This is a genomic window from Cellulomonas sp. P22, from assembly GCF_044392165.1.
This window is the reverse complement of record NZ_JBISBW010000021.1, coordinates 41,430-67,373: the sequence shown is the minus strand read 5'-3', so window position 1 is coordinate 67,373 and position 25,944 is coordinate 41,430. Positions and strand designations below refer to the sequence as shown.

The 25,944-nt window shown below is 74.4% G+C and carries 21 protein-coding genes, 1 pseudogene and 1 riboswitch; of the genes and pseudogenes, 17 read left to right on the top strand and 5 right to left on the bottom strand.

The window, feature by feature from the left end:
• Nucleotides 1-137: 137 nt before the first annotated feature.
• Together ACGIF2_RS17230 and ACGIF2_RS17225 are read right to left on the bottom strand one after the other, a co-directional pair.
• Entirely contained in the window at nucleotides 138-635 is a 498-nt protein-coding gene (locus tag ACGIF2_RS17230) for a hypothetical protein (RefSeq protein ID WP_396048407.1), read from the bottom strand.
• Nucleotides 635-2,077: a PspC domain-containing protein gene (locus ACGIF2_RS17225; RefSeq protein WP_396048405.1), complete on the bottom strand. Its 1,443-nt coding sequence runs from the start codon at nucleotides 2,075-2,077 to the stop codon at nucleotides 635-637. The genes ACGIF2_RS17230 and ACGIF2_RS17225 overlap by 1 nt, the downstream gene beginning before the upstream one ends.
• A 135-nt stretch (nucleotides 2,078-2,212) precedes the next feature.
• Here ACGIF2_RS17225 and ACGIF2_RS17220 point away from each other — a divergent pair, with 135 nt between their 5' ends.
• The 10 genes from ACGIF2_RS17220 (at nucleotide 2,213) to ACGIF2_RS17175 (ending at nucleotide 14,205) form a co-directional block, all read left to right on the top strand.
• On the top strand, nucleotides 2,213-3,541 hold the full coding sequence (locus tag ACGIF2_RS17220; RefSeq protein WP_396048402.1) for a PspC domain-containing protein: 1,329 nt from the start codon (nucleotides 2,213-2,215) through the stop codon (nucleotides 3,539-3,541).
• Entirely contained in the window at nucleotides 3,538-4,194 is a 657-nt protein-coding gene (locus ACGIF2_RS17215) for a LuxR C-terminal-related transcriptional regulator (RefSeq protein ID WP_396048400.1), read from the top strand. Before ACGIF2_RS17220 ends, ACGIF2_RS17215 begins: the two co-directional genes overlap by 4 nt.
• Before the next feature lie 94 nt (nucleotides 4,195-4,288).
• Nucleotides 4,289-4,636, top strand: coding sequence for a hypothetical protein (locus ACGIF2_RS17210; RefSeq protein ID WP_396048398.1), 348 nt, complete (start codon nucleotides 4,289-4,291; stop codon nucleotides 4,634-4,636).
• Between the two features lie 25 nt (nucleotides 4,637-4,661).
• Complete coding sequence (locus ACGIF2_RS17205; protein ID WP_396048396.1) at nucleotides 4,662-5,144, top strand: DUF456 domain-containing protein; 483 nt, start codon at nucleotides 4,662-4,664, stop codon at nucleotides 5,142-5,144.
• A gap of 117 nt (nucleotides 5,145-5,261) precedes the next feature.
• Complete coding sequence (locus ACGIF2_RS17200; protein ID WP_396048394.1) at nucleotides 5,262-6,842, top strand: methyl-accepting chemotaxis protein; 1,581 nt, start codon at nucleotides 5,262-5,264, stop codon at nucleotides 6,840-6,842.
• Nucleotides 6,843-6,887: 45 nt separating this feature from the next.
• Complete coding sequence (gene pcrA, locus ACGIF2_RS17195) at nucleotides 6,888-9,404, top strand: DNA helicase PcrA (RefSeq protein ID WP_396048392.1); 2,517 nt, start codon at nucleotides 6,888-6,890, stop codon at nucleotides 9,402-9,404.
• 147 nt (nucleotides 9,405-9,551) lie between these two features.
• Nucleotides 9,552-10,733, top strand: coding sequence for an ADP-forming succinate--CoA ligase subunit beta (gene sucC / locus ACGIF2_RS17190; protein WP_396048390.1), 1,182 nt, complete (start codon nucleotides 9,552-9,554; stop codon nucleotides 10,731-10,733).
• A gap of 33 nt (nucleotides 10,734-10,766) precedes the next feature.
• A complete protein-coding gene (sucD, locus tag ACGIF2_RS17185) occupies nucleotides 10,767-11,654 on the top strand; it encodes a succinate--CoA ligase subunit alpha (protein WP_396048388.1) in 888 nt (295 codons plus the stop codon).
• Nucleotides 11,655-11,819: 165 nt separating this feature from the next.
• On the top strand, nucleotides 11,820-12,836 hold the full coding sequence (gene hemH, locus ACGIF2_RS17180) for a ferrochelatase (RefSeq protein WP_396048386.1): 1,017 nt from the start codon (nucleotides 11,820-11,822) through the stop codon (nucleotides 12,834-12,836).
• A gap of 73 nt (nucleotides 12,837-12,909) precedes the next feature.
• Nucleotides 12,910-14,205 (top strand): DUF6350 family protein, encoded by a 1,296-nt coding sequence (locus tag ACGIF2_RS17175; protein WP_396048384.1) that lies wholly within the window; start codon nucleotides 12,910-12,912, stop codon nucleotides 14,203-14,205.
• On the opposite strand, the gene ACGIF2_RS17170 is transcribed toward ACGIF2_RS17175, so the two are convergent.
• Nucleotides 14,162-14,734 (bottom strand): hypothetical protein, encoded by a 573-nt coding sequence (locus ACGIF2_RS17170; protein WP_396048382.1) that lies wholly within the window; start codon nucleotides 14,732-14,734, stop codon nucleotides 14,162-14,164. The genes ACGIF2_RS17175 and ACGIF2_RS17170 overlap by 44 nt on opposite strands.
• Nucleotides 14,735-14,806: 72 nt before the next feature.
• Between ACGIF2_RS17170 and purN the strand changes: the two genes are divergently transcribed.
• Both purN and purH read left to right on the top strand, forming a co-directional pair.
• Nucleotides 14,807-15,496, top strand: a complete 690-nt coding sequence (purN, locus tag ACGIF2_RS17165; protein ID WP_396048380.1) for a phosphoribosylglycinamide formyltransferase — start codon at nucleotides 14,807-14,809, stop codon at nucleotides 15,494-15,496.
• A gap of 24 nt (nucleotides 15,497-15,520) precedes the next feature.
• Nucleotides 15,521-15,616, top strand: a riboswitch (ZMP/ZTP riboswitch).
• Nucleotides 15,617-15,661: 45 nt separating this feature from the next.
• Nucleotides 15,662-17,290 carry a bifunctional phosphoribosylaminoimidazolecarboxamide formyltransferase/IMP cyclohydrolase gene (purH, locus tag ACGIF2_RS17160; RefSeq protein WP_396048378.1) on the top strand — a complete coding sequence of 543 codons (1,629 nt, stop codon included), beginning with the start codon at nucleotides 15,662-15,664 and terminating at the stop codon, nucleotides 17,288-17,290.
• A gap of 57 nt (nucleotides 17,291-17,347) precedes the next feature.
• Here the strand turns inward: purH and ACGIF2_RS17155 are convergent, their stop codons facing one another.
• The gene (locus ACGIF2_RS17155) at nucleotides 17,348-18,619 is read right to left on the bottom strand and encodes an NAD(P)/FAD-dependent oxidoreductase (protein WP_396048376.1); all 1,272 of its coding nucleotides are present in this window, start codon (nucleotides 18,617-18,619) and stop codon (nucleotides 17,348-17,350) included.
• Between the two features lie 40 nt (nucleotides 18,620-18,659).
• Between ACGIF2_RS17155 and ACGIF2_RS17150 the strand changes: the two genes are divergently transcribed.
• Nucleotides 18,660-19,136, top strand: a complete 477-nt coding sequence (locus tag ACGIF2_RS17150; RefSeq protein WP_396048374.1) for a DUF3017 domain-containing protein — start codon at nucleotides 18,660-18,662, stop codon at nucleotides 19,134-19,136.
• A 17-nt stretch (nucleotides 19,137-19,153) separates the two neighbouring features.
• On the opposite strand, the gene ACGIF2_RS17145 is transcribed toward ACGIF2_RS17150, so the two are convergent.
• A complete protein-coding gene (locus ACGIF2_RS17145) occupies nucleotides 19,154-20,134 on the bottom strand; it encodes an aquaporin (RefSeq protein ID WP_396048372.1) in 981 nt (326 codons plus the stop codon).
• 253 nt (nucleotides 20,135-20,387) lie between these two features.
• Here ACGIF2_RS17145 and ACGIF2_RS17140 point away from each other — a divergent pair, with 253 nt between their 5' ends.
• From ACGIF2_RS17140 to pulA, 4 genes and pseudogenes are all read left to right on the top strand, one after another.
• Nucleotides 20,388-21,605 carry an NADP-dependent isocitrate dehydrogenase gene (locus ACGIF2_RS17140; protein ID WP_396048370.1) on the top strand — a complete coding sequence of 406 codons (1,218 nt, stop codon included), beginning with the start codon at nucleotides 20,388-20,390 and terminating at the stop codon, nucleotides 21,603-21,605.
• A gap of 111 nt (nucleotides 21,606-21,716) precedes the next feature.
• Nucleotides 21,717-22,703, top strand: coding sequence for a malate dehydrogenase (locus tag ACGIF2_RS17135; protein ID WP_396048368.1), 987 nt, complete (start codon nucleotides 21,717-21,719; stop codon nucleotides 22,701-22,703).
• Nucleotides 22,704-22,724: 21 nt separating this feature from the next.
• Nucleotides 22,725-23,003, top strand: a complete 279-nt coding sequence (locus ACGIF2_RS17130; protein WP_396048367.1) for a DUF167 domain-containing protein — start codon at nucleotides 22,725-22,727, stop codon at nucleotides 23,001-23,003.
• A 21-nt stretch (nucleotides 23,004-23,024) separates the two neighbouring features.
• Nucleotides 23,025-25,895 (top strand): annotated as a pseudogene (gene pulA / locus ACGIF2_RS17125) (pullulanase-type alpha-1,6-glucosidase); the annotation flags it as partial.
• Nucleotides 25,896-25,944: the final 49 nt, after the last annotated feature.

Genomic DNA, 25,944 nt, shown 5'->3' with positions numbered 1-25,944 from the left:
TCCCCCCCCCCCCCCCCCCCCCCCCCCCCCCCCCCCCCCCCCCCCCCCCCCCCCCCCCCCCCCCCCCCCCCCCCCCCCCCCCCCCCCCCCCCCCCCCCCCCCCCCCCCCCCCCACGTCCGTGCGGTCGGTCGTGCGGTCAGTCGTGTGCTCGCCGGGCTGTGACGATCGAGCCCACGAGCAGCGCGACGCCCGCCAGTCCCAGCAGCGCGATGAGCGCGAGCTGGCGGTCGAACATCGCCCCCGACGCGGCGGCCAGGACCCCGATGCCGACCACCGCGATGATCAGGCCCCACACCACGGTGCCCACGCGCAGCGCCGGACGCTGCGGGGGCTCCGCGAACGGGGGGGTCGAGGGATCGGGGGTCCACGCCGCGCCGGCCGGGGGTGCGGTCGCCGACCCCCGGGCGTCGGGCAGGACCGCGGTGTCCGCGGCCGACGACGAGGGCGCCGACCACGAGGGCGCCGACGACGACGGCGCGTCGTCGCCCGGCAGCACGGCGGTGTCGTCGTCCGACCCTGCCGGTGCTTCTGACCCTGCCGACGCGCTGCCGAACAGGCCGAGCACGTCCGTGTCGTCCCCCCGTGCGTCGGGCGTGCCGTAGGTGTCGTCCCGCTCGGGTCCGTGGGTGCTCATCAGTTCTCCTCGATCGTGACGTCGCCCGCACCGATCGAGATGCGCAGCAGGAGCTCAGGGTCGGTGCCGTCGGTGACCGCGTCGCTCGCGTAGCGGCGCGTGCCGACACCGACACCGCTGTTCACCGACAGGCGGTCGTCGACGTCCCAGGTGATCTCGCCGACCCCGGCCCTGACCTCGGCGCTCACCGCGGCGCCGGCCGGGACGAGCACGGTCAGGTTGCCGGCCCCGAGAGCGATCGGCACCTCGAGGGTGTCGTCGGTCAGCTGGACCTGGGTCAGGTCGACGTAGCTGTCGCCGACACCGAGCGCGTAGCCGGCCTCGGCGACCGCGCGGCTGTCGGCCACGTAGCTCTCGTCGCCCATCGCCCGGACCGCGCCGTCGCCCCAGGTGACGTCGTCGAGCAGCGCGAACGGCGCCGTGACGAGGATCCCGATGACCGCGAGCGTGCCCAGCACGCCGCTGCGGCGTCCGCGCAGGCCCGCCGCGATGATCCCGAGCCCGAGCAGCACGATCGTGGCGCCCGCCGCGGTGAGCACCACGGGGCCGTGGAAGTAGCCGAGCCGCTCGGCGCCCAGCAGACCGGTGAGCACGAGGACCGCGAGGGCCACCACGACACCGAGCAGCGCGGCGCCGGGGCCCCGGCGCGGGGGACGGGGCGGAGCGGGCGGACGCGGCGGCGCCGTGCGCTGCGGAGCGGGCCCCGCAGCGTACGGGCCGGACGGAGAGCCGGCGGCGTAGGGCGTGGGCGGGGGCACGGTGCCCGCAGCGGAGGAGGGCGAGGTCGCGTGCGCCCAGGTCGTCGGTGCGGGCGCCGCGGCGGCCATCGGCGTCGTGGTGGTCGGTGACGGCCGGGGCGGGGTTCCCGCAGGGGTGGGCTGTGACGCGCCGGCGGGGGGCGCGGCGTAGGGCCCGAACGGTCCGTAGGGTCCAGGCGGCGTGGGCGGACGACGGCCGCCTGTGCGGTTCGTCGCCACGAGCGTGATGAGCACGACGACCGCCACGCCCCAGAGGATGCCGTTGAGCCATCCCAGCCCGGCGCTTCCCCACCAGCCGAACCACGTGTCGCTGACGTTGAAGCCGCCGAGCACCATGGCGAGCGCGCCGATCAGGGCGACGTCGAAGCGGCCCTGGAAGAGCTCCTCGAGGTGGACGCGTCCGTCGCGCTGCTCGGGCAGCAGCGCCCAGCCGACGCCGTACGCGACGAGACCGAGACCGCCGAGCAGCACGCTCACCCCGAACAGTGCGCGGACGAGCAGCGGGTCGAGCCCGAACCGGCCCGCGAGCCCCCCGGCGACGCCGCCGATCCATCGCTCGTCGGAGCGGTACAGGCCGGTGCCGCGGACCGCGGCGAAGAACGAGGTCTGCGCGGAGGATGGCGGTGAGGCGTCCGGGCCGGGGGCCGGGCTCGTTCCCGGCTGATCCGGGGTGTGCGTGTCCATGCCACGATCCTTCCCCGCCGCGGTGCCGCTGGGCATCGGGTGCAGCCCTGACCGGACCCTGATTCCGACGGTGCCGGACCCTGAACCGGCGTGGGCCTGGCCTCGGGTGGTGCCCGGGGGTGTGATCATCGGGGGGTGCACCCCTCAGCCCCACGCCCCGCGTGGTCGCCCCCGGCCCCGGCGTCGACCCGGCTGCCGCTGCGTCGGCCCACCGCGGGACGCGTGCTCGGTGGCGTCGCGATGGGGGTCGCCGCGCACCTCGACGTGCCGCTGCGCCTGGTGCGGGTCGCGTTCGGCGCGCTCGCGCTGCTCGGGGGGGCGGGTGTCGCGCTGTACGTGTTCCTGTGGGTCACGGTGCCCACGGGCGATCCGGCGTCCGCCGCGGGGGACGCCCGCCCGGCGACGCTGACGCGGCTCGCCCGCACCCAGGGCCTCGGCCAGGACGCGCTGCGCCGCCTGCCCGTGACCGACATCGCGATCGGGCTCGTGCTGCTCGCGGGGGCCGCCGTGATGGTGGCGGTGCGCACGGGCAGCGAGATCGACACCTCGTGGGTGGTCCCGCTCGTGCTGCTCCTGGCGGGCACGGGCCTGGCGTGGAGCCAGCTCGACGCGGTGCAGCGCGGCCGGTGGCGCTCGCGCACCGGTGGGCGTACCCCCGTGAGCGTGCTGCGCCTCGTGGGCGGCCTGGTGCTCGCGGGGGTGGGGGTGCTGCTGCTGGTGGCGCAGGACGCCGAGCCGGCGGCGGTGCTGCAGGCGACGGTCGCCGCGGTCGCCGTGCTCGCCGGCGTCGCCCTGGTGCTCGCCCCGTGGTGGCTGCGGCTCGTGCGCGAGCTCGGAGACGAGCGGGCCGCGCGTGCCCGCGAGTCGGAGCGCGCGGACATCGCCGCGCACCTGCACGACTCGGTGCTGCAGACGCTCGCGCTCATCCGGGCACGGTCCGACGAACCGACCGAGGTCGCTCGCATGGCGCGTGCCCAGGAGCGCGAGCTGCGCGAGTGGCTGTACGACGACCGGCCCGCGCCGGGCACCTCGGTCGTCGCGGCGCTGCGGGCGATCGTCGCCGAGGTCGAGGACTCGCGCACCGGCCCGGGTGGGGAGCCGGTCGCGGTCGACACGGTCGTGGTGGGCGACCGGGTGCCCGACGCGCAGACCGAGGCCCTGCTGCAGGCGACCCGCGAGGCGCTCGTGAACGCCGTGGTGCACGGGCGTCCGCCCGTCTCCCTGTACCTCGAGGTGGGTCTCACCGAGGTCGACGTGTTCGTGCGCGACCGCGGCGTGGGGTTCGACGTCGAGGCGATCCCGCCCGACCGGTTCGGGGTGCGGGAGTCGATCATGGGGCGCGTCCGGCGACGTGGCGGCACGGCCAGCGTGGAGTCCAAGGAAGGTCGCGGGACCGAGGTGCACCTGTCGGTGCCGGTCCACGACGAGGCGGCACCGGTGCCGCAGGAGGAGACACAACGATGAGCGCACCTGTCGACGTGGTGCTGGTCGACGACCACCTGATGTTCCGCACGGGGGTGCGCGCCTCGCTCGACGCGCGGGTCAACGTCGTGGGGGAGGCGGCCTGCGTCGACGAGGCGGTGCGGATCGTGCGCGAGCTGCGCCCGCCCGTGGTGCTGCTCGACGTGCACCTGCCCGGTGGCGACGGCGGTGGCGGGGCCGAGGTGATCAAGACGTGCACCGACCTGCTCGGGGGCACGCGCTTCCTCGCGCTGTCGGTCTCGGACGCGGCCGAGGACGTCGTGGCTGTCATCCGCGCCGGCGCACGCGGGTACGTGACCAAGGCGATCTCGGGGGCCGACCTGTCGGACGCGGTGCTGCAGGTGGCGGGCGGCGACGCCGTGTTCTCGCCGCGGCTCGCGGGCTTCGTGCTCGACGCGTTCGGCACCGCGGCGGGCGACGTGGCCACGGGCGACGACGAGCTCGACCGGTTGTCGGCGCGCGAGCGCGAGGTCATGCGGCTCATCGCGCGCGGCTACTCGTACCGGGAGGTCGCGGGCGAGCTGTTCATCTCGATCAAGACGGTCGAGACCCACGTCTCGGCGGTGCTGCGCAAGCTCCAGCTCTCGAGCCGGCACGAGCTCACCCGATGGGCCGCGGCACGTCGGCTGCTGTAGCCCGAGGAGTTCCCGACGCAGGTGTTGGAAAGATCACGGTCGGGCGGCGCCTGAGCACGCCCGCGGCGGGCCCTTGGTCCCTAGGCTGGCCGTCATGACCGTCGTCTATCATCTCCTCCTCGTCCTGCACCTCCTCGGCTGGGCCATCGTCTTCGGCGGCGCGCTCGCCGGGATGAAGAAGCCCGCCCTGCCCGCGGGTGCCCTGCACGGGATCCTCACGGCCCTCGTGACCGGGATCCTCATGGTGGGCATCGCCTCGGCCGACCTGGCCGGGCACGAGCCGGACAACGCCAAGATCGCGGTCAAGCTCGTGATCGCCCTCGTCGCCACGGGCCTGGTCGTCTACGGCGCCCGGAAGCCCGAGAAGGTCACCCGGGGCTTCCTCGGCGCCGTCGTCGGCCTCGTGGTCGTGAACGTCGCCGTCGCGGTGCTGTGGCGCTGACCTCCGCGGCGGCCCGGCAGCCGTCATGAGCGTGGGTGGCGAGCTCGTCGTCGCGCTCGTGGTCGCGGCGGGCCTGTTCGGCGTGGTGGTCCAGGTGCTGCCCGGCAGCCTCCTGGTGCTCGGCGCCGTGGGTGTGTGGGCGCTGCTCACGGGTGGCGCTGTCGCGTGGACCGCGTTCGCCGTCGGCGCTGTCGCGATCGCCGCGGCGGCCGTCGGCAAGTACCTGGTCGCGGGCCGTCGGCTCACCCGCGCCGGGGTGCCCGGGTCGACGCTCGCCTGGGGCGGCCTGGTCGGCGTGGTCGGGTTCTTCGTCGTCCCCGTCGTGGGGCTGCCGCTGGGCTTCGTGGGCGGCGTGTACGCGACCCAGCGGGTGCGCGGCGAGGGCCACGGACCTGCCTGGTCCGCGACGCTCGTCGCGCTGCGGGCCACCGGCCTCACGATCCTCGTCGAGCTCGCCGGCGCGCTCGTGGCGACCGCGGCGTGGGTCGCGGCGGTTCTCGCGACCTAGCGGCTGCCGGGTGACGCCGGTGCGGTCGCGGGTCGGGTGCGCCCGATCGCTCAGGACCGGGCGCCGCGGGCCGATCGGGCGGTGTCAGCCTGACGTCCCACCATTCCCGGAGTCCTCATGAGTCGTCTGTCCTCGCTCGCCATCCGCACCCGCCTCCTGCTGCTGGCCGGTGTGGTCGCGATCGGGTTCGTGACGATCGCCGTGGGCGCCGGGCTCCAGCTCCGGACGAGCATCATGGACGAGCGGGAGGACGCGACCCGGGCCGTCGTGCAGACGGCGCTCGGGGTCGTCGAGAGCTACGGCGAACGGGCCGCCGCGGGCGAGATGACCACGAGCGAGGCCCAGGCCGCGGCGATCGAGACCGTCGGTGCGCTGCGCTACTCGGGCACCGAGTACTTCTGGATCAACGACATGACGCCCACGATGATCATGCACGCGACCAAGCCCGAGCTCGACGGCACCGACCTGAGCACCTACGCGGACCCCGACGGCATGCTCCTCTTCGTCGACGCCGTCGACGTCGTGCGGGCGCACGGCGAGGGCTTCGTGAACTACCAGTGGGCGCGCCCGGGGTCGGATGCCCCCGAGCCCAAGATCTCTTACGTGGCGGGGTACGAGCCGTGGGGCTGGGTCGTCGGGTCGGGCGTGTACGTCGACGACGTCGACGCCGCGGCGAACGCGGGGGCCGTGACCCTGCTGCTCTGGGGCGCAGGCGTGCTGCTGGTCGTGGTGGGCCTGAGCGTGGTCGTCGCGCGCAGCATCGTGCGTCCCCTCCGCCGGGCGGGAGCCGCGCTCGCGACGGCCGACGTGACCACACGGCTCGACACGGGGCGCGGCACGACCGAGCTCGACCAGCTCGCGATCGGCCTCAACGCGACCCTCGACCGCACGGCCGCGGTCTCCGAGCAGGTCACCCGGGCTGCGGGCGAGGTCGACGCCGCGGCGCGCCGCCTGGTCGGCGCGAGCGACGACATCGGGCTCGTGGCGCAGGGCACCGCGCGTCTCACGGCCGAGGTCGCCGTCGCGGCGTCCGAGGTCAGCGAGGGGATCGACACGGTCGCGTCGGGCACGCACGAGATGGGCGCGTCGATCGGTGAGATCGCCCGCAACGCCCAGGTGGTCGCGCAGATCGCGTCCGAGGCCGTCGAGCTCACCGAGCGCACCGACCGGACCGTCGCCGAGCTCGGCGACTCCTCGGCCCAGATCGGCAGCGTCGTCAAGGTCATCTCGGCGATCGCGGAGCAGACGAACCTGCTCGCGCTCAACGCGACGATCGAGGCGGCCCGTGCGGGGGAGGCCGGCAAGGGTTTCGCGGTGGTCGCGGGGGAGGTCAAGGAGCTCGCGCAGGAGACCGCGCGCGCCACGGGCGACATCTCCGCGCGGGTCGACGCGATCCAGGCGGCCGTCACGCGGGCCGCGGGCGAGATCGGGCAGATCTCGACCATCATCGGCCGCATCGACGAGTACCAGGGCACGCTCGCGGGCGCGGTCGAGGAGCAGACCGCCACGACGGCCGAGATGGCCAAGGCGGTGGCCGACGTCGCGGCCGGCGGCCGGGGCATCGCGGGCTCGCTCACGGAGGTCGAGCGCTCGTCGCAGCGCACCACCGACGAGCTCGACGGGATCCGGGCCGCGGCGCGCGACCTCGCCACCACGTCCCACCGGCTGCAGGAGGCGGTGCGGGTGCTGCACGGCTGAACCTGTGCACCGCGTGTCGGTGGAGTTGCCTAGGCTGTGAGTGCCATGACCTCGCTCTTCGACAACCTCCCGCTGCCCGGGTTCGGCCCCGCCGATCTCGGGCGCCTCCCGTCCGCCGTCCCACCCCGGGGCGGTGACGTGCCCGACGACTCCGCACACCCGCACGGGCCTGCCTCGGGCGGTCGACCGGCCGCCGCGCACCTCGACCCCGACACGCTGCTCGACGGGCTCAACCCCCAGCAGCGCGAGGCCGTGCTGCACCACGGCGGCCCGCTGCTCATCGTCGCGGGCGCCGGCTCGGGCAAGACGCGCGTGCTCACGCACCGCATCGCCCACCTGCTCGCCACGGGGCGCGCCCGGCCGGGCGAGGTGCTCGCGATCACGTTCACGAACAAGGCCGCGGCCGAGATGCGCGAGCGGGTCTCCGCGATCGTCGGACCGTCCGCGCAGCGCATGTGGGTCTCGACGTTCCACTCGGCGTGCGTGCGCATCCTGCGGCGCGAGGCCGCGACGCTGGGCCTGCGCTCGAGCTTCTCGATCTACGACTCGGCCGACTCGCAGCGCCTGCTCACGATGGTCGCGCGCGAGCTCGACCTGGACGTCAAGAAGTTCCCGCCGAAGGCGCTCGCGAACAAGATCTCGGCGCTCAAGGACGAGCTGGTGGACCCCGACGAGTACTCGTCGCAGGTGAGCGACGCGAACGACTTCGACGCGACGCTCGCCCAGGTGTACCAGCGCTACCAGGCGCGGCTGCGCCAGGCCCACGCGCTCGACTTCGACGACCTGATCATGCAGACCGTGCACCTGCTGCAGGCGTTCCCGCAGGTCGCCGAGCACTACCGGCGGCGCTTCCGGCACATCCTGGTCGACGAGTACCAGGACACGAACCACGCCCAGTACACGCTCGTGCGCGAGCTCGCGGGCGTCGGGGCGCCCCGGGAGGGCGACACCCCGCTGCGCGGGGAGCTCACTGTCGTGGGCGACGCCGACCAGTCGATCTACGCGTTCCGCGGGGCGACGATCCGCAACATCCTGGAGTTCGAGGCCGACTACCCGGACGCGCGCACGATCCTGCTCGAGCAGAACTACCGCTCCACGCAGAACATCCTCTCGGCCGCGAACGCCGTCATCTCGCGCAACCCGGGCCGCAAGCCCAAGCGGTTGTGGACCGACTCGGGGGCGGGTGCGCAGATCGTCGCGTACGTCGCCGACAACGAGCACGAGGAGGCGCGCTTCGTCGCGGAGGAGATCGACCGACTCGGCGACGCCGAGGGCGTGCGACCGGGCGACGTCGCGATCTTCTACCGCGCGAACGCCCAGTCCCGGGCGCTCGAGGAGGTGCTCATCCGCGTCGGGCTGCCGTACAAGGTGGTCGGCGGGACACGCTTCTACGAGCGCAAGGAGATCAAGGACGCGGTCGCGTACCTGCGGGCCCTGGCCAACCCCGACGACGACGTCAACGTCCGCCGCATCCTCAACGTCCCGAAGCGCGGGCTCGGGGACCGCTCCGAGGCCATGGTCGCGGCGTTCGCCGAGCGGGAGCGCATCTCGTTCGGCGCGGCGCTCGAGCGCCTCGACGACGTGCCCGGCCTGGGCACGCGCGCGATCACGGGCCTGCGGGCGTTCGCCGCGATGATGGGCGAGTTGCGCGACCTGGTCGCGTCGGGGGCCGGGCCCGCCGAGGTGCTCGGGGCCGTGCTCGACCGCACGGGCTACCTCGCCGAGCTGCGCGCCTCCGAGGACCCGCAGGACGGCACCCGCGTCGAGAACCTCGCCGAGCTGCACGCGGTGGCGTCCGAGTTCGAGCAGTCGGAGCCCGAGGGCGACCTCGCGGACTTCCTCGAGCGCGTGTCGCTCGTCGCGGACTCCGACCAGATCCCCGCCCAGGACGGCGACGGCGACGGCGCCGACGACCGGCCCGACCAGGGCGTCGTCACGCTCATGACGCTGCACACCGCGAAGGGGCTCGAGTTCCCGGTCGTCTTCGTCACGGGCATGGAGGACGGCACGTTCCCGCACATGCGCTCGCTCGCGGACTCCGACCAGCTCGCCGAGGAGCGCCGGCTCGCGTACGTGGGGCTGACCCGTGCGCGCGAGCGGCTGTACGTCTCGCGAGCCGCGGTGCGCACCGCCTGGGGCGTGCCCAACGAGTTCCCGGCGAGCCGCTTCCTCGACGAGCTGCCCGAGGAGCTCGTGGACTGGCGCCGGCGCGAGTCGAGCATGGACCGGCTGCGCACGCCCGGCGGGTACAGCACGGGCTCGGGCGGCTTCGGCTCGGGGTACGGGTCGCGCGGGTCGTCGTCGGGCGGGTCCTCCTCCGGGCCCGTCACGCGGCGCACGACCACCCCGTCCACGGGCGCGACGTTCGGCTCGGCCACCCCGCGGCCCGACGGGGCGATCCCGGACCTGGCCCTGGGGGACAAGGTCACGCACGACGCGTACGGGCTCGGCACCGTCGTCGGGCTCGAGGGCGCGGGCCCGAACGCGGTCGCCAAGGTCGACTTCGGCTCGGAGGGGACCAAGCGGCTGCTGCTCCGGTTCTCGCCCGTGACCAAGCTGTAGGCGCGCTGACCTCGACACCTGTCCGCCCGTTGTGGCCCAGGCGACATCTCTCGATGTGAAGATAAAGTCGCGACGCGGCTAGCATCGTGCGGGGCGCCGTGGCCACCCAGGCCGCGCCATGCGGGTCGACGGAAGGACCAGAGCCAGGTGGACCTGTTCGAGTACCAGGCACGTGACATCTTCGAGAAGCACGGCGTTCCCGTGCTCGGCGGCATCGTCGCCACCACGCCCGAGGAGGCCCGCGCGGCCGCGGAGCAGCTGCTCGGTGGGCGGCCCGGCGTCGTCGTGGTCAAGGCGCAGGTCAAGACGGGTGGACGCGGCAAGGCGGGCGGCGTCAAGATCGCCCGCTCGGCCGACGAGGCCGCCGAGAAGGCAGCCGAGATCCTCGGCATGGACATCAAGGGCCACACGGTCCACCGCGTGATGATCGCGGCGGGCGCGGACATCGCCGAGGAGTACTACTTCTCGGTGCTGCTCGACCGGTCCGAGCGCCGCTACCTGGCCATGGCCAGCGTCGAGGGCGGCATGGAGATCGAGCAGCTCGCGGTCGAGCGCCCCGAGGCCCTCGCCAAGGTCGCGATCGACCCGCGCGCCGGCATCGACGCGGACAAGGCCGACGAGATCGTCGCGGCCGCCGGGTTCGCGCCCGACGTCGCCCCCGAGGTGGCCCAGGTGCTGCAGCGGCTCTGGGACGTCTACCAGGGCGAGGACGCGACGCTGGTCGAGGTCAACCCGCTGGTCAGGACGACCGACGGCCGGATCGTCGCACTCGACGGCAAGGTCACGATCGACGAGAACGCCGGGTTCCGGCACCCCGACCACGCCGGGCTCGAGGACGCCGCCGCGGCCGACCCGCTCGAGGCGCGCGCCAAGGAGAAGGACCTCAACTACGTCAAGCTCGACGGCGAGGTCGGGATCATCGGCAACGGCGCCGGGCTCGTGATGAGCACGCTCGACGTCGTCGCGTACGCGGGCGAGGAGTTCGGCGGGGTCGAGCCCGCGAACTTCCTCGACATCGGCGGCGGCGCCTCGGCCGAGATCATGGCCGCGGGCCTCGACATCATCCTGTCGGACCCGCAGGTCAAGGCCGTGTTCGTCAACGTCTTCGGTGGCATCACGGCGTGCGACGCGGTCGCCAACGGCATCGTCGCCGCGCTCGAGATGCTCGGCGACGCGGCGACCAAGCCGCTCGTGGTCCGCCTCGACGGCAACAACGTGCTCGAGGGGCGCCGCATCCTGGCCGAGGCCGCGCACCCGCTCGTCACGCTCGCCGACACGATGGACGGCGGAGCGGCGAAGGCCGCCGAGCTCGCCCACACCGCCGCCTGAGCCCGATCACGCAGAGACGAGAGAACAACTGACATGGCGATCTTCCTGACCGAGTCATCCAAGGTCATCGTCCAGGGCATGACGGGCTCCGAGGGCACCAAGCACACGACGCGCATGCTCGCGAGCGGCACGGACGTGGTCGGCGGCGTCAACCCGCGCAAGGCCGGCACGTCCGTGACGTTCCCGCTGGGCGACGGCACCGTCGACGTGCCCGTGTTCGGCAGCGTCGAGGAGGCGATGAAGGAGACCGGCGCCGACGTGTCGGTCATCTTCGTGCCGCCGGCCCACACCAAGGCCGCCGTGCTCGAGGCCGTCGACGCGGGCATCCCGCTGGCCGTCATCATCACCGAGGGCGTCCCGGTGGCCGACACCGCCGAGTTCTTCGCGTACGCGCAGGACAAGGGCGTGCGGCTCGTCGGCCCCAACTGCCCGGGCCTGATCAGCCCCGGGAAGTCGAACGTGGGGATCATCCCGGCCGACATCACCGGCCCCGGCAAGATCGGGCTGGTGTCGAAGTCGGGCACCCTGACCTACCAGATGATGTACGAGCTGCGGGACCTCGGGTTCTCCACGGCCATCGGCATCGGCGGCGACCCGATCATCGGCACCACCCACATCGACGCGCTCGCCGCGTTCGAGGCCGACCCCGAGACCGAGGTCATCGTGCTGATCGGCGAGATCGGCGGCGACGCCGAGGAGCGTGCGGCGGCCTACATCGCCGAGCACGTGACCAAGCCGGTCGTGGGCTACGTCGCGGGCTTCACGGCCCCCGAGGGCAAGACCATGGGCCACGCCGGGGCGATCGTGTCCGGCTCGGCCGGCACCGCGCAGGCCAAGAAGGAGGCCCTCGAGGCCGCCGGGGTCAAGGTCGGCAAGACGCCGAGCGAGACCGCCGCGCTGGCCCGCGAGCTGCTCGCCTGACATCCCGCGCACCGCGCGGACGACCGACGGCGCCGTACCCCCTGCGGGTGCGGCGCCGTCGTCGCGTCCGGTGCTGACCTGACGCTGTGACCTGACGACACGTCGTCATCGGGGGTGCCCGGGCGTCGATACGCTCGCCGGATCATCCACCGGAGGTCGCGTCGCGTGATCGAGCCCCGTCCCGGGACAGCCGTCGTCCTGGTCAACCTCGGAACCCCCCGTGCGCCCACGTCGCGCGCTGTGCGGCCCTACCTGCGCGAGTTCCTCACGGACCGCCGGGTCGTCGACATGCATCCGGCGGTGTGGCGCCCGATCCTCGAGCTGGGGGTGCTGAGCGCCCGCCCGCGCGCCTCGGCCGCGAAGTACCGGACGGTATGGACCCCCGACGGCTCGCCGCTCCTGGTGCACACCCGCGCCCAGGCCGCGGCGCTCCAGGCCACGCTCGGTGCGGACGTCGAGGTGGCCGTCGCGATGCGCTACGGCCAGCCGGCGTTCGCCACGGTGCTGGCCGACCTCGTCGACCGCGGGCACGAGCGCGTCCTCGTGGTGCCGCTGTACCCGCAGTACGCGAGCTCGTCGACCGGCACCGTGCTCGACGCGGCGCACCGCGCGGTCGCCGCGCTGCCGCACCACCCCGAGGTGCGCACGGTCCGGGCGTTCGGCGAGCACCCGGCGTACGTCGACGCCGTGTGCACGGCGCTCGAGGAGCGCTGGCACCAGGTCGGGCGCCCCGACCCTGCCTCGGGTGACCGGGTGGTGCTGAGCTTCCACGGCATCCCGCAGGCCATGTCCGACGCGGGCGACCCCTACCTCGCCGAGTGCGAGCGCACGGCCGACGCTGTGCGCCAGCGCCTGGGCCTGGACGCGGGCTCGTGCCTGCTGACGTTCCAGTCGCGCTTCGGCCCGGCCCGCTGGCTCGGCCCTGCGACGATCGACACGGTCCGGGGCCTGGGGGCCGACGGGTCGCGCCGCACCGAGGTCGTGTGCCCCGGGTTCGTGTCCGACTGCCTCGAGACCCTCGAGGAGATCGACCAGCTCAACCGGGAGGCCTACGAGGAGGCGGGCGGCTCGGGCTTCGCGTACGTGCCCTGGGGCAACGCGCGCCCGGCGTGGACCGACGCCCTCGGTCAGATCGTGCGCACGCACCTGGACGGCTGGGTGCCCGTGGGCGCCGGTCGGTGACCTCCCGCACGACCTGCCCGGCGCGCCGACGCACCTGGACGCTTCACCCGCGTCGGGCGGGGACGATGTCCTCGTGACCGATCCGTCTGGAACCGACCGTCTCGACCGGGCCCGGCGCCCCCGGGTGCTGACCGACGAGGCGCCGCCCACGCCGCCCGGCAGCGCCGTCGACGGCACGCCGCGCTGGGTCACGGGCCTGCTCGCGGGCGTGCAGGGCGCTGTGCTCTCGCTGCTCGTGGTCGTCCTGCCGGCGGTGACCGCCTACGTCGTGACGTCGGCCGACCCGTCGAACGCCGGCACGACGTGGACCGACGCGGCGCGGGTCGGCGCCGGGCTGTGGCTGCTCGGCCACGGGGTGCCGCTGGGCGTCGGCGACGGGGTCGTCACGCTCGTCCCGCTCGGCATCACGTGCCTCGCGCTGTTCACCTGCGGCACCTCGGCCCGCCGCTCGGGCTACGCGACGCCCGTGGGTCTCGGGGCCGGGGTCGGTGGGTACGCGGTGCTCACGGCGGCCATCGCGCTCTGCGTGCGTGCGAGCGTCGCGGACGTGGCCCTGGCGCTGCTGGGCGGTGCGGCGGTGTCCGGCGCAGGCCTCGCCGCGGGCCTCGCCCGGCGCAGCGACGCGACCCTGCTGCGGACGTTCCGTGCGCTGCGGTCGCGGGTCGTCCCGCCGGTGCGCACCGGGGCGGGTGCCGGGCTGGTCGCGCTCTCGGGGCTGGTCGCCGTCGCGGCGGCGGTCGTGGTGGCCTGGGTCCTGACGGGACGCTCGGAGATCAGCGAGGTGGTGCGGGCCCTGGACCTCGACGTGGTCGGGGGCGGCGTGCTCGCACTGGCCCAGCTCGGGCTCGTGCCCAACCTCGTGGTGTGGGCCCTCGCGTGGGTCGTGGGTGCGGGCTTCCAGGTCGGGACGGGCAGCATGTTCACCCCGACCGAGGTCGTCGCGGGTCCGCTGCCTGCTGTCCCGCTGCTCGGCGCGCTGCCCCAGCCGGGCAGCGAGGGTGGCGTGCTCGCCGCGGCGCCGCTGCTCGTGGTCGTGGCCGGGCTCGTCGCGGGGTGGTGGCTGCACCGGCGGCTGCCCACCGACCGATGGGTCGACCCGCTCGTCGCGGGCGTCGTCGCGGCGCTCGTCGCGGGGGTCGGGGCGGCGCTGCTCGTCGCGGCGGCCAGCGGCGGGGTCGGGCCGGGCCGGATGGCCGAGGTGGGGGCGTCGACGCTCGCGGTGGGTCTGCGCACCGGGGCGGGGGTGCTCGTCGGGGTGCTCGCCGTGACGCTGCCGGGCGACGCTGCGTTCCGGGGCTGGTGTGCCGACGTCGCGCGCCGGGTGGTCAGCCGCGGGTCGCGCGACTCGTCAGGTTCTCCTGCCACGTGAGCAGGTCCTGCTCGTAGGTCTGGTCGCACCCCGCGCGGGCCGACACCGTCAGCGCGCCGCGCAGGCACTCCTCGTGCGCCTGCTGCACGGGCCACGTCGCGAGCATGGTCACGAGCGTGAGCGAGAGCATCCCCGCGAACGCCAGCCCGACCAGCAGCATCGGGGTCAGCGCGCCGCGCACGCGGGCCCGCCGGGTCGCGACGAGCGCACGCACGCCCGCGACGATCGCGAGGACCACGAACACCAGGCTCGCCGCGCGCCACGGCAGCGGGAGCGTGCTCACGACGATCGTGGCGATCATGAGCAGGCCGAAGTTCATGACCCGCCGGCTCGCGACGCGCAGCGCCTCGGGGTCGATCGGGGGCAGCGGCGCGGGCGGCGGTCCCTGCCGGGGGTCGCGACCCGGGGACGGGGGACCGCTCGGCGGGCCAGGGCGCGGACCACCGTGCGGGCGGTCGGGGACGGGCCGCGTGCGGGACGGGTCCGGGCGAGGGGTGTCCTCGGACGGCGGGGCGTACGGGTTGGACACGTGAGCATTCTCGCCCATCCGCGCCCCCGGACGCCCCACTCGGCCCCGCGGGCCGACGGTTAGGGTCGGCGCATGAGCTCGCCCCGCGCCCCCCGCGCCGCCGTGCCCAGCACCACCGCGAGCGACGGGCCTCGCCCACCGGTCCCGCCGACCCGCAGGTCGGGTCGGGTCGTCGTGCTCGTCTCGGGCACCGGGTCGAACCTCGCGGCGCTGCTCGCGGCCCACGCCGACCCGGCCTACGGCGCCCGTGTCGTCGGCGTGGTGAGCGACCGGCCCGACGCGGGGGCGGTCACGCTCGCCCGCGCCGCCGGGATCCCCACCGCGGTGCTGGTCCCGGGCGACTTCGCCGACCGTGCCGCGTGGGACGCCGGCATCGGGGAGGTGGTCGCCGTGTTCCACCCCGACCTGGTCGTGAGCGCGGGCTTCATGCGGATCCTCGGTGCGCCGATGCTCGCGCGCTTCCCCGACCGCGTCGTCAACACCCATCCCGCGCTGCTGCCTGCGTTCCCGGGGGCCCACGGCGTGCGTGACGCGCTGGCCTACGGGGCCCGGGTCACGGGCTGCACCGTGCACGTGGTCGACGCGGGCGTCGACAGCGGGCCGATCATCGCCCAGGCAGCCGTCACGGTCGAGCCCGACGACGACGAGGCGAGCCTGCACGAGCGCATCAAGGTCGTCGAGCGCGACCTGCTGGTCGAGTGGGTGGGGCGGATCGCGCGCGAGGGCATGACCGTGGTGGGTCGGCGCGTCGTCGTCGGGTGACGTGGGCCACGACGCGGCTAGACTGCTCCTGGCCGTGACTGGCGTACCTGAGGTGGGCACAACCACCGGGGAGCGGCCGGAGGTACCCCTGCCGTCGCACCGTTCGCCTGGGTGCTCGGGTCCAGACCGTCTCACGAGACCGCACCGACCCGGGAGGTCACCCGCATGTCCGGCTTCGCCACCCCCTTCGCCCCCGTCGCCGATCCCGATGCGCCCACGACGCGCCGCCCGATCCGCCGCGCGCTGCTGAGCGTGTTCGACAAGACCGGCCTGACCGAGCTCGCCGCGGCGCTGCACGCCGCGGGCGTCGAGCTCGTCTCGACAGGCTCGACCGCGTCGACCATCGCCGCGGCCGGGGTCCCCGTGACCCGGGTCGAGGACCTGACCGGGTTCCCCGAGTGCCTCGACGGGCGGGTCAAGACGCTGCACCCGCGCGTGCATGCCGGGATCCTCGCGGACACCCGCCGCCCCGAGCACCTGGCCCAGCTCGCCGAGCTCGACATCGCGCCCTTCGACCTCGTGGTCGTCAACCTCTACCCGTTCTCGGCCACCGTCGCCTCGGGGGCCACGGCCGACGAGTGCGTCGAGCTCATCGACATCGGCGGCCCGTCGATGGTGCGCGCGGCCGCGAAGAACCACCCCAGCGTGGCCGTCGTGATCGACCCGGCCCGCTACGCCGAGGTCGCGGCGTCCGCCGCCGAGGGCTTCACCCTGGCCGAGCGTCGCCGCCTGGCCGCCGAGGCGTTCGCGCACACAGCGGCGTACGACACAGCCGTCGCCGGCTGGTTCGCGCAGGAGCACGCGCCCGACGCCGCGGCGCAGGAGTCCGGCTTCCCGGCGTTCGTCGGAGGCACGTGGGAGCGCGGGCGGGTGCTGCGCTACGGCGAGAACCCGCACCAGGACGCCGCGCTGTACCTGGGTCAGGACGGCGCCGCGGGTCGCGGGCTCGCGGGGGCCGAGCAGCTGCACGGCAAGGAGATGAGCTACAACAACTACGTCGACGCCGACGCCGCGTGGCGGGCCGCGCACGACCACGACGCGCCGGCCGTGGCGATCATCAAGCACGCGAACCCGTGCGGCATCGCGATCGGCAGCGACGTGGCCGACGCCCACGCGAAGGCCCACGCGTGCGACCCGGTCTCGGCGTACGGCGGCGTGATCGCCGCCAACCGCCCCGTGACCCTGGCCGCGGCCGAGCAGATCGCCCCGGTGTTCACCGAGGTCGTCGTGGCTCCCTCTTTCGAGCCCGAGGCGCTCGAGGTGCTGAGCCGCAAGAAGAACATCCGCCTGCTCACCGTCGTCCCGGCCGCCGCCGGGCGCTTCGAGCTGCGCCCGATCTCGGGCGGGGCGCTCGCGCAGCAGACCGACCGGGTCGACGCGGCGGGCGACGACGTGGCCACGTGGGCCCTCGCGGCCGGTGAGCCCGCCGACGACGCGACGCTGCGCGACCTCGAGTTCGCGTGGCGCGCGGTGCGGGCCGTGAAGTCCAACGCCATCCTGCTCGCCCACGACGGTGCGTCGGTGGGCGTGGGCATGGGCCAGGTCAACCGGGTCGACTCGTGCCGGCTCGCGGTCGAGCGGGCCAACGTCGGCGGCGTCGACCGGGCACGCGGGGCGGTCGCCGCCTCGGACGCGTTCTTCCCGTTCGCCGACGGCCTGCAGGTGCTGCTCGACGCCGGGGTCCGCGCCGTGGTGCAGCCCGGTGGCTCGGTGCGTGACGAGGAGGTCGTGGCCGCCGCCCGCGCCGCGGGCGTCACGCTGTACCTCACGGGCACGCGGCACTTCGCCCACTGACGGTCGGGGTCCGGGCACCCGGTCTGGGTGCCCGGACCTGGCCGGACGACGCCCGGCTCAGGAGCGCACGGCACCCCGCAGCGGGACGTCCGTGTCGGCTGCCCGGGCCGGGTCGAGGCGGGGGAGCGTGCGGCCCGCGAACAGGCGACGCGCGGCGCCCACGTCGCGGGGCCGGTCGACCGTGAGCACAGCTGTGAGCACGTCGCTGCCCGGGGCGAACCACAGGGCGGACCAGCCGTCCGGGCCGCCGGCCGCGTCGCCGCGCAGCACCAGGTCGTCGTACGGGCCGCGGTGCCCGAACATCGCCAGGTCGTGGCCCAGCTGGGTCGAGAACACGTACGGCGCGGGGTCGTCGAGAGCGTCCGGGTCGGCGGTCGGGGCGCCCGTGCCGAGCAGCGCGCGCACCGCCACGTCGGGTCCGCGGAGCGCGCCGTCCCAGTGCCCACCGGGCACCAGCCCGTGCCGGGGGGACCGGCGGCGTGCGACGTCGCCCACGGCGCGCACGTGGGCGGGGCCCTCCTCGGGGGCGTACCCCGCGTCGACGCGCACAGCGCCGTCGGGCTCGAGCGGCAGGGCGTCCCCGAGCCACCCGGTGGCCGGACGGGCTCCGACCGCGGCGAGCACCACGTCGGCGGCGATCGAGCGGCCGTCGGCGAGGTCGACCCCGCCGGGGTGCACGCGCGCGACCTGGACGCCCGTGTGCAGGGTGACCCCGGCGTCGGCGTACCAGGGCGCGAACGCCGCGCCGACGGCGACGCCGAGCGGACCGGCGAGCGGCGCGGGCAACGCCTCCACGACCTCGACGTGGATCCCTGCGGCGGCCGCGACCCCGGCGACCTCGGCGCCGATCCAGCCGGCCCCGACCACCACGAGCCGCACGCCGGGCACCAGCAGCGCGCGCAGCCGGGCGGCGTCGGACGCGGTGTGCAGCACGTGCGCGTCCTGCCAGCCCGCCGGGCGCAGCGCGTGCGACCCCGAGGCGACCACGAGGGCGTCGGCCGTGAGCGCGCCGTCGTCGGTCAGGACCTCGACCGCGCCGGGCAGCACCCGCAGCCCGCGGGCCGCCGTCCCGAGCCGCACGTCGTCGGCCAGGGCCAGCGCGTCGGCGCCGAGCTCGTCGCGCAGCAGCGTCGGGGTGGGCCGGTCGAGCAGGTGCTTGGAGAGCGGGGGCCGGTCGTACGGTGCGTCGGGCTCGGCGCCCAGCAGCGTGACGACGCCGTCGAAGCCCTGCTCGCGCAGCGCGGCGATCGTGCGGGTGCCCGCCAGGCCCGCACCCACGACCACGACGGACCGCGGCGGTCGGGACGGCATTCGCGGTGAGGGCGGCACGGCAGCAACGGTAGTCTCCCGGGTGGGAGGCAGAGCGAACGTGGAGCGTCGAGAAGGTGCGCAGGGACCCGCAGGGGAGCCCGGGGCGAGCGACCCGCAGCAGGCTGCGCGGCAGCCCCGCTGGCCGTCGCTGAACCCGCCCCGACCCGACCCCGTAGCCGGCGCCGCCGCCGAACCTGCCGCTGCGCCGCAGACCGAGGACGAGGTGCCGCCCGAGGAGCAGGAGCTCGACCCGCGTCAGATCGCCCGGGCGTCGCTCGCCGCGGGGCGCAACCTGTCGCTGTGGTGGGTCTCGGCAGGGGTCGTCGTCTCGGCGCTCGTGGCGGTCGCCGCCGGGATCTCGTGGGGTGGGCTCGTGCTCTCCGTGGTGCTCGTGGCGTGCGCGGTCGCACGCTCGGTGGCCCCGGGGCAGCACCCCGCCGCGCTCGCGGTGCGGACCAGGTTCATCGACGTGACCCTGCTGGTCGGCCTCGCGTTCACGATCGGGGTGCTGTCCCAGGTGGTCCCCACCGGCTGACCGGTGGCGACCGCGGCTCAGGCCTTCGGCTCCTCAGGACCGTCGACGACGTCGACCTCCTCGATGACGTCGACCTCCTCGACGTCGTCCTCCTGCTGCAGGTTGTCCTCGACCGGCTCGGGCACGAACGCGCGGTAGACGAGCGCCGCGACCGCGGCACCGACGAGCGGCGCGACCCAGAACAGCCAGAGCTGGCCGAACGCCCAGCCCTCCGAGAAGATCGCCGCCGCGGTCGAGCGCGCGGGGTTGAGCGAGCCGTTGGTCACGGGGATCGCGGCGAGCAGCAGCACCGTGTAGACCAGGCCGATCGAGAACGGTGCGTGCGCCTTGGTCGAGCGGCGGTCGGTCGAGCCGAGCACCACCCCGACGAAGGTCGCCGTGAGCACGGCCTCGATGATCAGCGCACCCCACAGGCTGAAGCCGCTGCCACCGGCGCCCGAGACCGCGCCGATCGGCGAGTGATCGCCGAAGCCGTTGGCGGTGGTCGAGAAGAACGTCTTCTCGGCGCCGTCGAGCGCCGGGAACGAGGCGAGCGCGACGAACAGCACCGCGGCGGCGAACGCACCGCCGATCAGCTGCGCGAGCCAGTAGGGCACGACGTCGCGCCACGGCGAGCGCCCGGCGATCGCGGCGCCGAGGGTCACGGCGGGGTTGAAGTGGGCGCCCGAGACGTGCCCGAGCGCCACGGCGCCGGCGACGTACGCGAGGCCGAACGCCAGGCCCACAGCGAGCGGGCCACCGCCGAGCCCGGTGAAGCCTGAGTACAGCGCGACGCCGAGACCCGCGATCACCAGGAGGAACGTGCCGAAGGCCTCCGCGCCGAGCCGGGGGAGCAGCGCCGAGCTGTCCACGAAGCGCCCGGCCGGGATCGTGTAGGCGACGTCCTCGACCACGGCGTCTGCGGGGCCGGTGGGCGAGCGGTGCCCCTGGCGGGTGGCGGGCGTCTCGTCGGGCACCGGCGGGCCGGGGGTGTCAGGGGTGTCCTTGGGCTCAGACATGACGTGTCCTGTCATCGGTGTGTCGGTCCGTGACCGGGACGGCGGCGGGCGCGGTCCCCCGGGTCCACCGTGCCCCGCGCAGCGGCTGAGACCTCCCAATATGCCAGCACCCGGGCCTGAGCGTCCGGTGAACCACTGCCGCCGGCCGGGCCACAAGTCTCTTGATGTCGAGTAATCTGGGCGCCGGACCCCGTCGGCGTCGTGACCGGCCCCGCCGGGACGAGCACTCACGAGAGCACAGGAGAGCCACCGCATGGCGAAGATCAAGGTAGTCGGGCCCGTCGTCGAGCTCGACGGCGACGAGATGACGCGCATCATCTGGCAGTTCATCAAGGACCGCCTCATCCACCCGTACCTCGACATCGACCTGCGGTACTACGACCTGTCGATCGAGAACCGCGACGCGACCGACGACCAGGTCACGGTCGACGCCGCCCACGCCATCAAGGAGCACGGCGTCGGCGTCAAGTGCGCCACGATCACGCCCGACGAGGCCCGCGTGGAGGAGTTCGGCCTCAAGAAGATGTGGCTGTCGCCCAACGGCACCATCCGCAACATCCTCGGTGGCGTGGTGTTCCGCGAGCCGATCATCATCTCGAACATCCCGCGCCTGGTGCCGGGCTGGAACAAGCCGATCATCATCGGCCGTCACGCGTTCGGCGACCAGTACCGCGCCACGAACTTCAAGGTGCCCGGCGCCGGGACGCTGACCCTGACGTTCACGCCCGCGGACGGCTCCGAGCCGATCGAGCAGCAGGTCGTGACGTACCCCGACGGCGGCGGCGTCGCGATGGGCATGTACAACTTCAACGACTCGATCCGCGACTTCGCGCGGGCCTCGTTCGCGTACGGGCTGCAGCGCGGGTACCCGGTCTACCTGTCGACCAAGAACACGATCCTCAAGTCCTACGACGGCGCGTTCAAGGACATCTTCCAGGAGGTGTTCGACACCGAGTTCAAGGACCAGTTCGCCGAGGCCGGCCTGACGTACGAGCACCGCCTCATCGACGACATGGTCGCTGCGGCCATGAAGTGGGAGGGCGGGTACGTCTGGGCCTGCAAGAACTACGACGGCGACGTGCAGTCGGACACCGTCGCGCAGGGCTTCGGCTCGCTCGGTCTCATGACCTCGGTGCTCATGACCCCCGACGGCAAGACGGTCGAGGCCGAGGCCGCGCACGGCACCGTGACGCGGCACTACCGCCAGCACCAGGCCGGCAAGCCCACGTCCACGAACCCGATCGCGTCGATCTTCGCGTGGACCGGTGGTCTCAAGCACCGCGGGAAGCTCGACAGCACCCCCGAGGTCACGGAGTTCGCCGAGACGCTCGAAAAGGTCGTCATCGAGACCGTCGAGAGCGGCAAGATGACGAAAGACCTCGCGCTGCTCGTCGGACCCGAGCAGCCGTGGCTCACGACCGAGGAGTTCCTCGGCGCGCTCGACGAGAACCTGGCGGCCCGGCTCGCCTGATCTCACCCCGGTGACGCACGGTGCCCGGTCGGTCCCGCCGGGCCGCCGGGCACCGTGCGTCCCGCACCCGCAGCTGCACGTCGTCCGTTCAGAGGATCAAAGGAGATTCGCATGACGAACCCCGTCAACGTGACCGTGACCGGTGCTGCCGGCCAGATCGGCTACGCCCTGCTCTTCCGCATCGCGTCGGGTCACCTGCTGGGCCCCACGACCCCGGTGCGGCTGCGGCTGCTCGAGGTCCCGCAGGCCATGAAGGCCGCAGAAGGGGTTGCGCTCGAGCTCGAGGACGGCGCGTTCGCGCTCCTCGCGGGGGTCGACATCCACGACGACGCCAAGGCGGCGTTCGACGGCACGAACATCGCGCTGCTCGTCGGGGCTCGCCCCCGCACCGCGGGCATGGAGCGCGGCGACCTCCTCTCCGCGAACGGCGGCATCTTCAAGCCCCAGGGCCAGGCGATCAACGAGGGCGCCGCGGACGACGTGCGGGTGCTCGTGGTCGGCAACCCGGCGAACACGAACGCGCTGATCGCCGCCTCGCACGCCCCCGACGTGCCGGGTGCACGGTTCTCCGCGATGACCCGCCTGGACCACAACCGCGCGGTCTCGCAGCTCGCGCGACGCACCGGGGCGCCGGTCACGGACATCGCGCGGCTGGCGATCTGGGGCAACCACTCGGCCACGCAGTACCCCGACCTCACGCACGCGACGGTGGCCGGTCGGCCCGCCACCGAGGTCGTCGCGGACCAGGCATGGATCGAGGACGAGTTCATCCCGACGGTGGCCAAGCGGGGGGCGGCGATCATCGCGGCCCGCGGTGCGTCGTCGGCCGCGTCGGCCGCGAACGCGGCGATCGACCATGTGTTCTCGTGGGTCCACGGCACCCCCGAGGGGGACTGGACGTCTGCCGGCGTGGTCTCGGACGGCTCGTACGGCGTGCCCGAGGGGCTCATCTCGTCGTTCCCGGTGACGTCCTCGGGAGGCGACTGGGAGATCGTGCAGGGCCTCGAGATCGACGACTTCTCGCGGGGGCGCATCGACGCGTCGGTCGCGGAGCTGCTCGAGGAGCAGGCTGCCGTGCGGGAGCTCGGGCTCGTCTGACCAGTCGGGGAGGATGTGCGGGTGCGCGTCGCGATCAGGGTCAAGCCGGGGGCGTCGCGCACCCGTGTCGGCGGGCTGCACGGCGACCGGCTGGTCGTGGCCGTGGGCGCGCGGGCGGTCGAGGGGGCGGCGACCGAGGCTGCGCTCGCGGCGGTGGCGGACGCCTGCGGGGTGCGCCGGCGGGCGGTCTCGCTCGTGACCGGGGCGACGAGCCGCGACAAGGTCGTCGAGGTGGACGTCCCTGCGGCCGACGAGCCGGCGCTCGCGGCACGGGTCGAGGAGCTGCGCGCGGGCACGTGACGCTTGCTGCTCGCCGCGCAGCCCCCTGGTGGCGACGAGGTCGCCCACGGGCTGTCCTGGGCAGAGAATGACGGGGCGGGCGGCACGCGTGACGGCGCGAGCTTCCCGTTCGCCGCACCGGAAGGCACGCCCGTGCTGTTCACCTACGTCCTCGCGACGCACCTGCTGACGATCGAGGTCGCCGACGCGCCGCTGCCCGGCACCGGGGAGGAACGCGCGCACTGGGTCGACGCCCGCACGCTCGCCTGGCCCGCGTCGTGGGTGCCCGCGGGCACAGCCCCCGGCGCGTCGACGTACCGGCTGCACGGCTCGCCCGACGGCAGCCTCACGATCGCCGACGGCACGGTGACCGGGGGAGCGACCCACGAGCTGTCGTACGACCCGGCCGGGCTCAGCGCGGCCCAGCTCGAACGGTTCCCCGCGCTCGCGGGCTTCCTCGCGCTGCGCGTGCCCGACGGCCTCGCGCGCGCCGATGTCGAGGCGCTCGTGGGCGGGCAGCTGCTCGTGACGCAGCGCGGCCCCGACGGCACCCCGCTCGCGGTCTCGGGCGTGCAGGTCCCGGGGGCGCTCGACGCCCTGTACGCCGCGGCCGCGGGTCGCACGCTGGGCGTCACCTGGGCCAAGGGAGCGCCGTCGCTCGCGCTGTGGGCACCCACGGCCCAGAAGGTCGACCTGCTGCTCTGGTCGGGCACCGGCACGAGCGCGGCGCCACGCCGCGTCACGATGCAGCGTCAGAAGGACGGCGCGTGGACGGTCGCGGGCACGCGCTCGTGGGTGGGCTCGGCCTACCTCTTCGAGGTGAGCGTGTACGCGCCGACCACCGGCAAGGTCGAGGTCAACGCCGTGACCGACCCGTGCTCGGTCGCGCTGACCACGAACTCGACCCACTCGGTGCTCGTGGACCTCGCCGACCCGACCTACCGGCCGCGGCAGTGGGAGCGGACGGCCCAGCCCGTGGTGCGACCCGTCGACCAGACGATCTACGAGCTGCACGTCCGGGACTTCTCGGCCTCGGACGCGACGGTCCCCGCGGTGCTGCGGGGCACGTACGGCGCGTTCGCGACCGACGGCGCGGGCCGGGCGCACCTGCGTGCGCTGCGCAAGGCCGGGATGACCACGATCCACCTGCTGCCGACGTTCGACATCGCGACGATCGAGGAGGACCGCAGCAAGCAGGCGGTGCCCCAGGGCGACCTGGCGTCGTTCGCCCCCGACTCGACCGAGCAGCAGGCCGCCGTCGCTGCCGTCGCCGCGACCGACGCCTACAACTGGGGCTACGACCCGCTGCACTGGATGGCACCCGAGGGCTCGTACGCCCTCGACCCGGTCGGCGGTGCGCGCGTCGCGGAGTTCCGCACCATGGTCGGTGCGCTGCACGCCGACGGGCTGCAGGTCGTGCTCGACCAGGTCTTCAACCACACGTCCGCGAGCGGCCAGGCGCCCGCGTCGGTGCTCGACCGCGTGGTGCCCGGCTACTACCACCGGCTCGACGCCGCGGGCTCGGTCGAGACGTCGACGTGCTGCCAGAACGTCGCCACCGAGCACGCCATGGCGCAGAAGCTCATGGTCGACTCGGTCGTCACCTGGGCCCGTGACTACAAGGTCGACGGGTTCCGCTTCGACCTCATGGGGCACCACTCGGTCGAGACCATGCAGGCCGTGCGCGCCGCCCTGGACCGGCTCACGGTGCGGCGTGACGGGGTCGACGGCAAGGCCGTGTACCTGTACGGCGAGGGCTGGAGCTTCGGCGAGGTCGCGAACAACGCGCTGTTCACGCAGGCCACGCAGGGTCAGCTCGGCGGCACGGGCATCGGGACGTTCAGCGACCGGCTGCGCGACGCGGTGCGGGGCGGCAGCCCGTTCGACGAGGACCCCCGCATCCAGGGCTTCGGCTCGGGCGCGGCGACCGACCCGAACGGAGCGTCGGTCAACGGCACGCCCGCGCAGCAGCTCGCGCGCGTCCAGCACCAGGGCGACCTCGTGCGGCTGGGCCTCGCGGGGAACCTGCGGGACTACACGTTCCTCACGAGCGACGGGCAGGTGCGATCGGGCGCCGAGATCGACGACGACGGCGCGCCCGCGGGCTACGCCGACTCGCCCGAGGAGGTCGTGACGTACGTCGACGCGCACGACGACGAGACGCTGTTCGACGCCCTCACGTTCAAGCTGCCGCGCACGACGTCGATGAGCGACCGGGTGCGCATGAACACCGTGTCCCTCGCGACGACCGCGCTCGCCCAGACCCCGTCGTTCTGGCACGCGGGGGCGGACCTGCTGCGCAGCAAGTCCCTCGACCGCAACTCGTACGACTCGGGCGACTGGTTCAACGTGCTCGACGTCTCGGGCAAGGACAACGGCTTCGGCCGGGGTCTGCCGCCGCAGACCGAGAACGCGGCCCTGTGGCCCTTCCAGCAGGCGCTGCTCGCCGACACGACGCTCAAGCCCACCGCGCGGGACGTGGCGACGGCGAGGGCCGCCGCTGCGGACCTGCTGCGGCTGCGCTTCTCGACGCCGCTGTTCCGGCTCGGGGACGCCGCGCTCATCGAGAAGAAGGTGACGTTCCCCGGCAGCGGGCCCGACGCCACCCCGGGCGTGGTCGTGATGCACGTCGACGACCGGCGCGGGCGGCAAGCCACGGGCAAGGACGTCGACAAGGGGCTCGACGGCCTGCTGGTGGTCGTCAACGCCTCGGACGAGACCACCACCCAGGTGGTGCCCGCGCTCGCGGGCCGTCGCTACACGCTCTCGCCCGTGCAGCAGAAGGGCACGGACGCCGTCGTACGGCAGACCACCTGGGCGTCGTCGACGGGCACCGTGACGGTGCCGCCGCGCACCGTCGCGGTGCTCGTGGAGCCCGCCGCCGCGGGCCACGGCTCGTGGTGGACGCGGTGACCGGGTGGTTCGACAGCTGACGGCTGAACGGATCGAGCAGGAGGTTCCA